Source organism: Mesorhizobium sp. M0408 (genome assembly GCF_040321495.1).
GTDB lineage: Bacteria > Pseudomonadota > Alphaproteobacteria > Rhizobiales > Rhizobiaceae > Mesorhizobium.
Genome location: NZ_JAMYRO010000014.1, coordinates 127,668 through 140,001, shown reverse-complemented (window position 1 = coordinate 140,001; position 12,334 = coordinate 127,668). Strand labels below are relative to the sequence as shown.

Sequence of the window (12,334 nt, the reverse complement as noted above, 5' to 3'; positions counted from 1 at the left end):
GCCTCAACCCTCTGCTCTGGACAGATCAGGGTAGGGGGGGTGTCCATTGCTTCTGTTTGCGAATTTTACCAGCACAATCGTGACATTGTCTGTCCCGCCTCGCTCCAGCACCGTTTTCAGCAGAGCCTCACAGGCCGCCTGAGGTGTCGCAGTCACAACCGCGGCGCCGATCTCGGCATCGGTCAGATGCGCCGTCAGCCCATCGGTGCACAACACAAAGATGTCTCCCGGCATGATTTCGCCTTGCTGGAAATCGATGACGATTTCGTCGCTGACGCCTACCGCATGCGTGATGACATTGCGGCGCGGCCAGGTGAGCGCCTCGGCTGCGCTGATCATGCCGCGGTCGAGAAGTTCCTGAACTTCGGTGTGGTCCTTCGAGATCTGTGAGATCGAGCCGTTGCGGATCAGATAAACCCGGCTGTCGCCCGCCCATAGGCAGGCAAATCGCCCATCCCTCGCCAACAGGGCGGCAACGGTGGAGCCGATGGTTATGCCGCGGGACTCGGAGATCCTGCGGATCTCGGCGTTGGCACGGCTCAGCCTGTCCTCGAAGCGTGCACGAAGATCCGGGGCGGAACTGGCAATGCCGATCGTGGCCAGATGATCGACGATGCTGGCTGAAGCAACCTCTCCGGCTTCATGCCCACCCATTCCGTCGGCCACCACCCACAGGCCGGTTCGCGGCTCGACCAGATAGTTGTCTTCATTGTGCTCACGGACACAGCCATTGTGGCTCACGCCGAAACTTTCAAAGGAAAGAGCGACATCGCTCAACTTGCCACCAAGCGCTTCTCGAAGCGTCCTCTGCAGCGCACTCTCAGGCGCTCGCTGGCGCCACTTTGCCACAGGCTCGAATATTAAAATATCGAAATCTAGCGTTGAGCGCGTGGCCGTTGTGGCGGGTCACCACGAGAAAGAGCTCAAGAGATGATTTGAGGGCGCAACTGCGCTCCGTTGCCTGCTCAACTGCGCATACTGCGATCTCCCCGTCTGTCACAGCTTGCCGGTGCCTAAGCGTTCCCGCTCATCTCACAACCAAGCAGGCAGCTGTCAGTACCCGAGAATTGTGCGGAATGACGTCATGTGATCTCCCCATCATTGGCGCCAGAGAAGACCACCTGGATGCCACTGCCGTGGACCCGACTTCTTTCAGGATCCGAGCGAGCGGCGTGCAACCCAGCGCACATGGCCGACGCCGGCATAGAAACAGGAGGCACGGTATATGCCAAAGTATCGATCCTCACCCGTGACATCCGGCTGGTTGATGGAGGCAACGTCGTTTCTATATATTCCTGATGTCACCCAGCGAGATCACCATGGCTCGGCCAGCGCTAAACAAACGTATTATCGGGTCTGATAGTCTGCAGGCAGTGTTTCTTCGACGCGCACATCGGCGCTTGAGCGCATGCAGCCACTGCCTCGCCAAAGGTTCTCTCTGACGCATTGTCGGCCCCGACCGATGCCGGTTCGCTCGCCCGGCCTCTCAACCAGTCGGACGTCGTCGAGTCAGCCGTCATAGAGCTCGACCGACTGGTCCCCGCCCTGGCAAGAAACGTCGAACATCGCAAGATTCTGATCGAGCTGCGGGCGGCATCTTGTCGGCCGAGGACGCCGGGCGGCCGCTCGGCATCTCGCGGCAGGCAGTGGACAAGCGCCGGCGAGCCGGGTCATTGCTTGCCGTTCGGCAGGGGAGCGACTGGCGATATCCTGCTTGCCAATTTGACGAAACGGATGTGGTCCCCGGCATCGCGAACGTTGTGCGGGCCTACACTTCAGCCGGACCGTGGATGGCGCTGGACTTCTTGCTCGCCCCGACTCCGTGCTCGGAGAGCGCACGCCACTGGAGGCGTTAAGGGCGGGCGAGGCGGATTCAGTTCTGCGCATTCTACGCAGTGAGGCTGTGGATGGCTTTGCGTGATCTCCGTGGATCGAGCCGCGCGCCGCGGTCCACCCGGTCAGGCGCCTCCTCCTCCTGATTGGCTTGACGATATCTCGCTTCCTATTGACGACATAGAAGCCGGTCAGGTGTTGCACCGTATTCACCGATCTTGGCTCGACCCCATTTTTTGGCCCGGGACGAGGCGTGGCACCAACGACCCGTTTTGACAGCGCGGGTGGACGGTTCGGAGTCCTCTATGCCGGGCTGACGCTTCGCGGCGCGCTGGCCGAAACACTACTACGCAATCCTCAACGCCTCATGGTCGGCATGGCGGAAAGGGCCGTTACAGCCCCGCCGAATGCGCTGATGCACAGAAACAACGGATCGAAGTCAACCCAGACATCAAACACGTCAGCACGTCATTTGCCGAGCGTCAGTACCTCACCATGCGGATGCATATGCGCCGCTTCACGCGCCTGACCAACGGCTTCTCAAAAAAGTGGAGGCTCACGCCAACGCCGTGGCTCTGCACTTCACGTATTACAACTTCGTCCGCATCCATGCTGCGCTTCGCATAACCTCGGCGATGGCCGCTGGCGGACTGGCAAGCTTTGGGAGATCAGTGACATCGTTGCGCTAATCGAAGCGAAGGAAGGCGAGAAACCGGCTGTTTGCGGCCCTTACAAAAAGAGCCTTTCAAGCTAGCCGTCGCCTTCGGACGTTGGCTCATATATGCTTAGCGGAACGCATGGGAGGGAAGGATGCGCGTCACAAGCCTGTTTTTCCTGTTAGCCGGTCTCACGACCCCAATTGCAGCCTTCGCTCAAGGCGAAGTATCGGTCGAACGAGGGTTGCAGGTATCAATCATCGGCGGGTGTCACGATTGCCATACCGAAGGCTACAGCGAAACAGAAGGCAAGATTGATCCTGAAAAGGCTTTAATGGGCAACTCGGTCGGTTGGCGCGGCCCCTGGGCACGACCTATGCGACCAATCTTCGGATAGATGCTTCGGTAATGACCGAACGTGGATTTGTAGGGATGCTGAAGCGCATTAGAACGTCTCCACCGATGCCTTGGTACAATCTTCGAGCGATGGAGGAGAGCGATATGCAATCGCTCTATCAATACATTAGGTCGCTCGGCAAACACGGGAAGCCGGCCCCCAGCCGCATTCGCTCTGATAAGGAACCGACGACGCCCTACATTCAACTTGTGCCACCCCAAATGCCGAAGAACTGACCCGGCAAAAAGCGCGGCGGTTGATTTCAAACTGACCCACTACCGGCAAATGCGCTTTATCCCAGAGTTCACTCCGATGCGACTTCACCGAGGGAAGGACAATCCGTGATCGCAGCAGCTTTTGGCGCCCTAGTTGCACCAGATGAGGTTCAAATCCTCTCAAAACGCCTTCGGACAGCTGAATGCAGAAAGTGCGGGAAGGAAGAAGGGGCTGGCTCCGGAACCGGTCTGGATCGTATAGCTGACGTCGCGTCCGCCGATTACGAAGCGCGCCTCCACAGTGTCGTCTTTGCTGGTGATCGTCGCCTTGTCCAGCAACCTCTTGAGCGACCACGGCCCTTCGAACCTGATTGCGGATTCGCGGCCCGGCATTTCCGGCATCACCCTCAGACTGGCGGATCTCGAGGCTGCATCGGTCGGCCAGGACACAGTGCTTGGGGTGTTGCCAGCCTGGTTGCTCTGGACGATCTGGCCATCGACGTCGAGCACCGCAGTATCTGCATCACCGTTCAGCGAGAACGGGGTAAAGGTCAGGTTGACCGACGGCATTGACCCACCCGACGGGAAAAATGCGCCGCGGATTTCAGCAGCCAGCTGAAAGTTTTTCAGCGTCGACTTCGACAAGTCGCGCCCAAAGCGCGCATCCCGGTTCCAGCTCCAGTCCTGGCCGCTCATGTCGATCAAGGAAGCAAGGTTTTGTGCGAAGAACCTGTCCATCAGGCCGCCTGGAGAGAACAACTTGGCGAAGTCAGCCATCGGAATATCCTCGGTACCATCGCCGGCGAAGGGGTAGCGGCCGTTGACCGCCTTCTCGCAGGGCTGCGTGACGGCCTGGTCGAGCATCTCGTTCAAATTCGTCAAGGAAATTTCAGCCGCGTTGCCCTCAAATTCGTCTGCAGTTGCGTTGACCATTCTGCCGAGTTGCTTGGGCAGACGCGATGCATTGGCGCGAAGGGTGGCTATCTGCAGCTGCAGGTTGGCGTTGACACGTTCCGTCTGCGAGGGGACCTCGCTTGCCAGTTGCAGACTCTGGTGGATGTCGCGAAAATTCTGGGTCAGCGCATCGATGGGTCGGTGTCCAAAAGGACCGCTTACCAGAGCCTGGAGGGACCTGAACTGCGCTTCGATGTTTGCCCCAGGGCTCTGGCTTTGAAATTTCGCGGACCCCGTACCGGCACGGCTTTGCGACTTTGCGGAGCTAATTTGAATGCCGATGCGAGCCAGGCCCTTGGCCATGTCCGCGACATCCTGGTACTGGCGCATGAGGGTGCCGGCTTTCACCCCAGTGCCCGAGTCTTCGCCGGAGACAGGGTCGCGCGCCAGGGCTGTTTCCTCGGCAATCGCGGTAAAAAGCTGTTCGATCGGCGAGCTTGGTGAGGCAACGGCGGAAAGCGCGACATAGTTCGGCTTGTCGTTCAGCATGGCTTTGAATTTCAAACCATCGAGAACGCTGTTCCACGCGGCTGCGAACTCCTTGCCGTAGCGATCGAGAAGTTCGGGGCCGAGCTGGAGCAACTCCTGATCGATCCCGCCTTGCTCGCCGCCACCGCCCAGGACCCACTGGTCGTCGACGAGTGTCTGCGCAATGCGCGAAAGCTGTCCGAGATAGAAGTTGTTGAATCCGGCATGGGTGTAGAGACCGGGAATACGGAGCTTCGACAGATCGCCGCCATCGACGCGCTCGAACACAAGCTGCGCTTCCGGCCCGCCTTTTTGCGAAACAGAAAAATCGTCCAGCGCAGCCGCGTACACCGCCGACTTGATCAATGCGGACGCACGATCGGTAAGGCTCATGCGCCCGAGTGAACGTTGGGCGGCTTCCACAAGCGGCTGGTTGAGTTCGAAAACCGGATCATAGGCATCGTCCAACGCAAGCATGGCGCGCAGGTGCTTTTCGAGCTGCGCGCGTCCTTCGCGGTTGCTCTCGCCTGGATACCGGTTCTGTTCCCAATCCTGCTTCATCCAGGAGATGATCAATGCGTCATCGACCTTGGGTGCCTTGCCGCCGAGCATCAGGTAGATCTTGAGCGGTTCGTAGAGCGCGGCGGGCTCAGCCATCGTCGCCTGGACGGTCCGCTCCGCCTGAACAAGCAGACGCGACCGCAACATTCGTTCCAGTGCTTGCCGGTAGGCCGTTGTCGATGCCGAAAGAAGCCTTTCCCGCTGGCTAAGGCCGACCGTTTCCTCGATCGGGGTCGGTAAGTCACTGGTTTCAAAACCGGCCGGCATATTGCGCAACTGGTCGAGCGGCCCGATGACGTTTTCAAGGTCGACATCGGTGACCGTCGTGCTTTTGAGCAGAGCGTCGGCTGTCTCGCGATATTGGCTCGTCGCCTGCGTCGTGGAGGCAATCAGCGAGCGGTTGGCCATGAAGCTCATCCCGAGCGCGCCAAGGGCCGCTGCAGTGATCAAGGCTAGGATGCCAAAGCCGCCATATCTGAGGGCCGCTGCCCGCCTTTCGCTCGCTCGGTCAAACGAAACCCATCCGGATTCGGCGAAAATGACATCAGTCAGGAGATCGTGCAAAAAGAAGCTCTTGCCGGTCCCGGACAGGTGGGGGCGGGAATTGTTCCCGAAACTGCGGCCGATTGCGCCCAATACCTGATCAATCGGCGTTCCCTCTTGGGTCCCCGACGAGAAGTAGAGCCCACGCAAGCTGATGTTCACTTGGCTACGGACCGGATCGAACAGGCTGGTCACGAAATTGGCAATTCGGCCCTTGAGCGCGTAAAACTGGGCCGGAAAGCCAAAGATCGCTATGCGCGAGACCGGATCAGGCTCTTCCTGCAGGCGATCAGGCATCTCGTCCGCCAAGCGGTTCGCCAGTGCATCGAATTCAGCCGGAGCCTCACCGGCCATGTTCTTGTTGCGGTCTGTGGTCTGGAATGTCGCGCCCCAGACCTTGCGCCTGCGCGGCTCCTCGAAACTGCCGAAATAATCCATGAAGCCGGCAACAAGATCGGCCTTGGTGAAAAGCAGGTACACCGGAAACTGGATTTTCAGGGTCTCGTGGATCTCCCTCAGGCGACTGCGTATTTCGACGACATGGGCGTCAAGCTGCTGGTCATCGAGGCTGATGAGATCGGCAAGGCTGATGGCCAAGATAACCCCGTTGATCGGTTGTCTGGTGCGGTGTTTCTTGAGCAGTGACAAAAACGCAAGCCAGCTCTTGCTGTCGCTTCCAGCATTGGAATCCTGCGTGGTGTAGCGTCCCGCCGTGTCGATCAGCACAGCCTTTTCGGTAAACCACCAGTCGCAGGAGCGGGTGCCGCCAACACCGGCCACCGGCTGGGCGTCTCCTGAACCGGCAAGCGGAAAATTCAGACCCGAATTGACCAGTGCCGTCGTCTTGCCGGCGCCCGGCGGGCCAATGACGATGTACCAGGGAATATCGTAAAGGAAATTGCGCTTGCCGCTCGAGCGCTTGAGTGCTGCGATGGCCTCACTCATGCGCGCCTCAAGCACCGGTGAATCGTCATTGCGCCCGTCGTTGCGGGCAATGACCGTCTCGAGCGCTTTTTGCGCCCTTCTCACATGCCAGAAGCGCACTGCGTAAACGAGGGCCGCGGTCGCCACGATCGTGCCGATGATTGTCGCACGCAACCAGACAGGTCCCAGCGGCCGGATATCGGCGAAGCGGATCAAAGGTCCAGCAAACCAGATCGCCGCCGCAAAACCGGCCAACGCGGCCGTGCTGAATATCCGCGGCAGCCAACGCATCATTGGCGTTTCCCACCGGCGGTGTTCACAGCGTTTCCTCCTTGGGGATCATCACGTCGACACGGCGGTTCTTGGCGCGGCCCTCGGACGTCGCATTGTCGGCAATTGGCTCATCTTCGCCCTTGCCCTCGGCGGTTACTCGCGAGGGATCGCTAAGCTTCGCGGCGATCATTGTCTCAACAGCCTTCGCGCGGGCGACCGAAAGGTCAAAATTCGATTTGAACGTGCTTGATTTCCGTGGTTTCACATTATCCGTGTGGCCAACGATCGTGATTGGCCCTGGCTCGTGCTCAAGGGCTGCGGCAATCTGTGTGGCCAGTGGCAGAAACTCGGGCTTCACTTCGGTCTTGCCTGACTGAAACAACAATTGATTGTTGATCTCCACTACGATGAAGTCGCCTTTTGTGCCGATGGTCATCCCGCCGCGCTCGACTTGCGTGGACAGTGCTGAGCGGATGCGGTCGATCTGGCCGGTCACGGCAGGCGAGGCGGCTGTCAACGGTTTGGCAAGTGGGGGTTCCACACTGGCGCGCTCGATCGTCACAGGCGTCGAGGGATTGAGCGCCAGCAATTGTCTGGCTGCAGCATCGCCTTCATCGGTCATGAACGCCCGCAACGTGAAGAACGCGGCCGTCACCAGGGCTGACGCCGCTGCAGCCACACCCCAGAGCGGCAGGCGGGTCGAAGACGGCACCATCATAGCGGCCATGCCTTGCCAGCGGGGGGAGATGTCCTCTCCGGCGCGGGCCCTGAAGTAGCGAAGCGTCTCGTAGACGTCGCGCCGCACACGTTCGAGACTGGTATCGTCGCGCGCCAGGCCACGATACTGGCCCTCAAATCCCAGGGATAGGCAGACATGCATCAGCTCGAGCAGGTCTAAGTGTGGCTCAGGATTGGCCAGCACCTTGTTCAGTGCTTCGTAAAAGCCGGCGCCGGTGGGCTCGATGTGAAAGAACCGCGACAGCATACTGTGCTGTGCCCAAGTGTCCTCGCCGGCCCAAGGCAGGTTGCCCACAAGATCGTCGGCCGTTTCGCAAAGGGCAAACTTCGCGATCCGCGCATCCTCTTCGGGAACCCCTGACTTCTCCAGCGTCCAGTCGAACCTCTCGATCGCATCGGCGATATGTTCGGCCAATGGCGCCGCCTGTCTTTCGACTGGCACGAGCCTGAGATGCCCGAACAGGACGAGCAACGGTGCTGACCCAGCGAGGATCGGATTTGCCGTCGAATATTTTACCGTGTCTGCGGCGCCGAGCAGCACCTCCTGCTGAATGCTCGGCCTTGACCCGGCGGCCTCGGCTCTGGCCGCTGTACTGGACGATGCTCCCTGATAAAGAATGGTTCCGGATGTCCAGTCCGGCGGCATATGCCGACCTATGTCAGGATCGAAAACTGTCGATTCCTTGACATGCGGGGGCGCGACGGTCTTCGCAATCGGTTCGTTTGCGGCTGGTTTCGCATTCTGCCCGCGTCGTGGATTGGTGCGGATGACGGTCTTGCCGACCGGGCCGAAAGGATCGTCCTTCGAGCTCATCGCCGATATGCCGCTGCCGTGCAGTGTCCGCGCTCGCGTGCGAGAGGCGCCAGATCTTTCCTGGCTGGATAGGGCAGGCAATGGTCCTTCCGGCAAGGCGGTCCGGAGCTACAAGAAAGTATGGTGCCGCAATGTGACATTTGCCGCAGACCCCCAGGTCAATCAGGCTTACCCGCTTGGCGAACTGTCGTATGTGATCGTAGTCCCAGATGTTGTCGATTGGAACATGATGCGGTGCGCCGACGCTCTTTTCTTCGTCAGCTACAGCGGTGCAGTATGTTGCGCAGGTCTATTTGTGCTTGTCGGCTTTGGCATACGCCTCGCTGAAATAGGCCAAGAATATATCCAGCATGCCGTTTTCGTGGGCTTCCTCCATGCTCCGCCATGTGCCGACAAAAGCGTCCCACGCTTGGGCCTTCTTCGAGGTAAACGATGTCGGCGGGAGTTTTTTGCCGATTGCTTCCGGCGACAGGTCGTCAAGCAGTCGCGAGAGTGCAGCTTGCATGGCGGCATAGGTGGCAAATTCGTGCGCCTTGAGATCGCGGAACGCGTCCTCGACGCTGCGCCTGGCATCGAGATAGCCAGCCCTGCGCCGCGCGAACATGATTTCGAGTATGTCGTCGGTCCCCGGGACAAATTTAAGGGGATTGTTTTCAGCGGAGCTTATCATCGTTCGGTGTGGGCTCTTGGCCAATGTCTTTGCAGCCGCACGTGCCTTCAGCAGCATGGCGAGTTGGTCGACCACCGTGCGAAGCACTGCGCCGATTTCGGCAGCGACTTCATGCGGATCACGCAATTGGAACAATTCCGGCGAGATGCCTGCGCCAATTGCAATTTCCCGCAGCACCTCGTCTGTCGTCGAGGGGACGGCCCTAGGCAGCGACGATGTCGATGGCGGTGCTTGCCCGAGCCATCGCTCTGCCGAACTGAAGAGAGGCTCGCCTCCGGAATCAAGCAGCCGATCGGCCGCGACCGGCATGTGTCGTTGCGTCGAACCTCGGTCGGCCTCCGGATGACTTGGCGTTGCATGCTCGTCGTCAATCGATACAAAGATGACGTAGCGGCCGACCAGGAGCCTGTCGCCGTGGTCCAGCCGGTGCGGACCGGTGATGCGTTGGCTCGATCCATTGATGAAAGTGCCATTGCGCGAAATGTCGTGCAGCCAAAACGCGCCTGCCTCGTATCGGATTTGGCAATGCCGGCCTGAGATGAACTTGTCAGGATCAGGCAAGATCCAGTCGCAATGTTCGCGGCCGATCTTGAAGCTGCGATTACGCGATCGGTAGCCAGGCGCCACGCCAGTGGGCAGGGCATCGACATTGCTGATCTGCAGACTGATTAACATGCGAAAATCGCCTGTGTGATCGCTGGCGGCCTTGCCGACACGATACTCCATGTTTTTAGCGTGGCTAACCCCAAATTCGCATAACGTTTGGCGCAACGCAGCGAGCGAATTCTTGGTAGCGCAGGGCCGGGCGGCGCTTCATGGTCCTCTTTGGCCAGCACAACAACATGTGTTACGCTCGACATGGACTGGCACTCATCGAGGTTAGATGTGATTTCGAGTTCCTGATTTGGATTTCGAATCCACCACGCTGGCGGCCAGGCCGAGGAGGGGCACGACCCATGCCGATTGAACAACGTGCCACGGTGGTGCAAACGCCAGTTGGCGCTGAGCTGTTGACCTTCACACATCTCGTCGGGCGAGATGAGATCAGTCGTTGTCTGGCCTATACGGTCGGGTTCGTAAGCCCCAGCCCCGATATTGATCCGCTGAAAATGCTGGGTGGCCCCGTCTCCATCGAAGGTGAAGCCGACCCCCAGCGCTGGTTCAGCGGCATCGTGTCGGACTTTCGCCTCACCCGGATCGAGGATCGGCTGGCCTATTACGAAGCAGTCGTCCGGCCATGGCTCTGGTTTCTCGGCAATACGACCGACTGCCGCATTTTCCAGAACATGAGCGTCATCGAAATCGTCGAAGAGGTATTTTCGAAATACAGCACGGCAAGATTCGAGAAGCGCCTGCAAGGGTCCTATCCGCCGCGCGAGTACTGCGTCCAGTACGACGAGAGCGATCTCGACTTCGTGCAGCGGCTGCTCGAGCATGAAGGCATCTTGTATTTCTTCGAGCATGGCGAGGGCAAGCACACTCTTGTGCTGGCCGATGCGATGGGCAAGCTGAAGCCAGCGCCGGGCTATGAAAAAGTGCCTTACCACTTTGAGGGGCAGGGCTCCCGGCGTGATGTCGAATATATCACCGAATGGATCCCGGGCAGCTCGGTGCGGCCGGGCTCCTATGTCCATACCGATTATGATTTCAGGAAACCGGGCGCCGACCTGATGGCCAAATCGGCCCAGCCGTTCAGTCACAAGCTGGCCGCGGGGGAGAATTACCGGCAGCCCGGCGCGCATCTGGAAGTGGGCCGCGGCGACACCCTAGCGGCGATCCGGCGCGAGGAAATCCAGGCGGTGCACCAGCGCATCGCCGCTGTTGGAACCGTGCGCGGCCTGTATTCAGGCTGCACTTTCAAGCTGGACGGCTTCCCGCGCGAAGACCAGAACCGAGAGTATCTGGTGGTGAGCGCCGAATACAGACTGTTCGACCCGGGCTACAGAGCCCATGCGGATGTCGAGAGCGAGAACTTCAAGGTGGTCCTTGGCGTGGCACCCACGGCCTTGCCCTATCGTCCGCCGCGAGTCACGACATGGCCAATCATGCGCGGTCCCCAGACGGCCACGGTGGTCGGTCCGTCCGGCGAGGAGATATTCACCGACAAATATGCGCGGGTGAAGGTCCAGTTTCATTGGGACCGGCTGGGCAAAAAGGACCAGAACAGTTCCTGCTTCGTGCGGGTTTCGCAGACCTGGGCCGGAAGCGGCTGGGGTTTTATCCAGATACCGCGCATCGGGCAGGAGGTCATCGTCGACTTCATCGAAGGCGATCCCGACCTTCCGATCATTACCGGCAGGGTCTACAACGCCGCGCAGATGCCGCCCTACGGACTTCCCGGCAACGCCACACAATCCGGATGGAAATCCGATTCATCGAAAGGTGGCGGCGGCTACAACGAACTGATGTTCGAGGACAAGGCCGGCTCCGAGCTGGTCAATTTCCAGGCGCAGAAGGACCATCACCTTCTGATCAAGCACAACCGCAACAAGCTGGTCCAGCACGACCAGTCGGACCGTATCGACCACGACGCTAAGCACTCGGTTGGTCACAACCTAGACGAGGACGTCGGCAATAACAAAACAGTGAAGGTCGGCGTAGACCAGACAACAAACATCGGCTCGAACGACACCGAGACGGTGGGTGCGAACCGGTCACTGACAGTCGGATCCAACGAGACCATCCACGTTGTGGCGAATTCGACGGAAAACATCGACGCCAACCATTCGCAGACGGTGGGAATTGTCCAGACGATCACGGTGGGGGCCGCCCGTATCGATACGGTCGGCGCCGCGGAGGTGCGAACCGTAGGCGCGGCGCAAACAAACACGATCGGCGCGACAAGGTCGGTCAGCGTGGGCATTAGCCAGACGCACAGCATAGGCACGAGTGATACCTGGACCATCGGCGCCGATCAGGGCATCAGCATCGGTGCGGGACAGACTGTGGCGATCGCAGCCTCGCAGGCCACGGATATCGGCGCCTCCCGCGTCGCCAATATCAAGTCGAACGACAGCACCGACGTTGGTGGCGGGCATCTGCTCAAGATCGCCAAAGGGAGTAAGATCGACATCGGCGAGAGCGGCGTTATCGACGTCGGCAAGAACTTCACGCTCGACGCCAAGGACAGCATCACGCTGAAGTCGGGTAGCGCGCAGATCGTGATGAAGAAAGACGGCACGATCATCATCGAGGGCAAGGATATTACCGTGAAGGGCTCGGGCACGATCAACATCAAGGCGTCGAGTGATGTGATCATCAAGGGCTCGAAGATCAACGAGAATTGAG

General features: G+C 59.5%; 6 protein-coding genes and 2 pseudogenes. 4 read left to right on the top strand and 4 right to left on the bottom strand.

Annotation, left to right across the window (positions count from 1 at the left end):
- Positions 1-3: 3 nt before the first annotated feature.
- Entirely contained in the window at positions 4-777 is a 774-nt protein-coding gene (locus tag NKI67_RS18250) for a PP2C family protein-serine/threonine phosphatase (protein WP_023678600.1), read from the bottom strand.
- Positions 778-1,926: 1,149 nt separating this feature from the next.
- Here NKI67_RS18250 and NKI67_RS18240 point away from each other — a divergent pair.
- The 3 genes and pseudogenes from NKI67_RS18240 to NKI67_RS18230 form a co-directional block, all read left to right on the top strand.
- A pseudogene (locus NKI67_RS18240) lies at positions 1,927-2,218 on the top strand (RES family NAD+ phosphorylase); the annotation flags it as partial.
- Positions 2,219-2,223: 5 nt separating this feature from the next.
- Positions 2,224-2,587, top strand: a pseudogene (locus NKI67_RS18235) (IS1 family transposase); the annotation flags it as partial.
- 56 nt (positions 2,588-2,643) lie between these two features.
- A complete protein-coding gene (locus NKI67_RS18230; RefSeq protein WP_352646317.1) occupies positions 2,644-2,886 on the top strand; it encodes a hypothetical protein in 243 nt (80 codons plus the stop codon).
- Between the two features lie 395 nt (positions 2,887-3,281).
- Here the strand turns inward: NKI67_RS18230 and tssM are convergent, their stop codons facing one another.
- From tssM to tagH, 3 genes are all read right to left on the bottom strand, one after another.
- The gene (gene tssM / locus NKI67_RS18225) at positions 3,282-6,845 is read right to left on the bottom strand and encodes a type VI secretion system membrane subunit TssM (RefSeq protein ID WP_352646315.1); all 3,564 of its coding nucleotides are present in this window, start codon (positions 6,843-6,845) and stop codon (positions 3,282-3,284) included.
- Positions 6,846-6,867: 22 nt separating this feature from the next.
- Positions 6,868-8,208 (bottom strand): type VI secretion system protein TssL, long form, encoded by a 1,341-nt coding sequence (gene tssL, locus NKI67_RS18220; RefSeq protein ID WP_352646383.1) that lies wholly within the window; start codon positions 8,206-8,208, stop codon positions 6,868-6,870.
- Positions 8,209-8,665: 457 nt separating this feature from the next.
- Positions 8,666-9,721, bottom strand: a complete 1,056-nt coding sequence (gene tagH, locus NKI67_RS18215) for a type VI secretion system-associated FHA domain protein TagH (RefSeq protein WP_352646313.1) — start codon at positions 9,719-9,721, stop codon at positions 8,666-8,668.
- A gap of 281 nt (positions 9,722-10,002) precedes the next feature.
- On the opposite strand from tagH, the gene NKI67_RS18210 reads away from it, so the two are divergent.
- Positions 10,003-12,333 (top strand): type VI secretion system Vgr family protein, encoded by a 2,331-nt coding sequence (locus NKI67_RS18210; protein ID WP_352646381.1) that lies wholly within the window; start codon positions 10,003-10,005, stop codon positions 12,331-12,333.
- The last annotated feature ends 1 nt before the right edge of the window (position 12,334 follow it).

Excerpts from the sequence above, each read along its gene's own strand:
- NKI67_RS18230 (WP_352646317.1), top strand. The coding sequence starts at position 2,644 with ATGCGCGTCACAAGCCTGTTTTTCCTGTTAGCCGGTCTCACGACCCCA.
- tssM (WP_352646315.1), bottom strand. The coding sequence starts at position 6,845 with ATGATGCGTTGGCTGCCGCGGATATTCAGCACGGCCGCGTTGGCCGGT.
- tssL (WP_352646383.1), bottom strand. The coding sequence starts at position 8,208 with ATGCCGCCGGACTGGACATCCGGAACCATTCTTTATCAGGGAGCATCG.
- tagH (WP_352646313.1), bottom strand. The coding sequence starts at position 9,721 with ATGTTAATCAGTCTGCAGATCAGCAATGTCGATGCCCTGCCCACTGGC.
- NKI67_RS18210 (WP_352646381.1), top strand. The coding sequence starts at position 10,003 with ATGCCGATTGAACAACGTGCCACGGTGGTGCAAACGCCAGTTGGCGCT.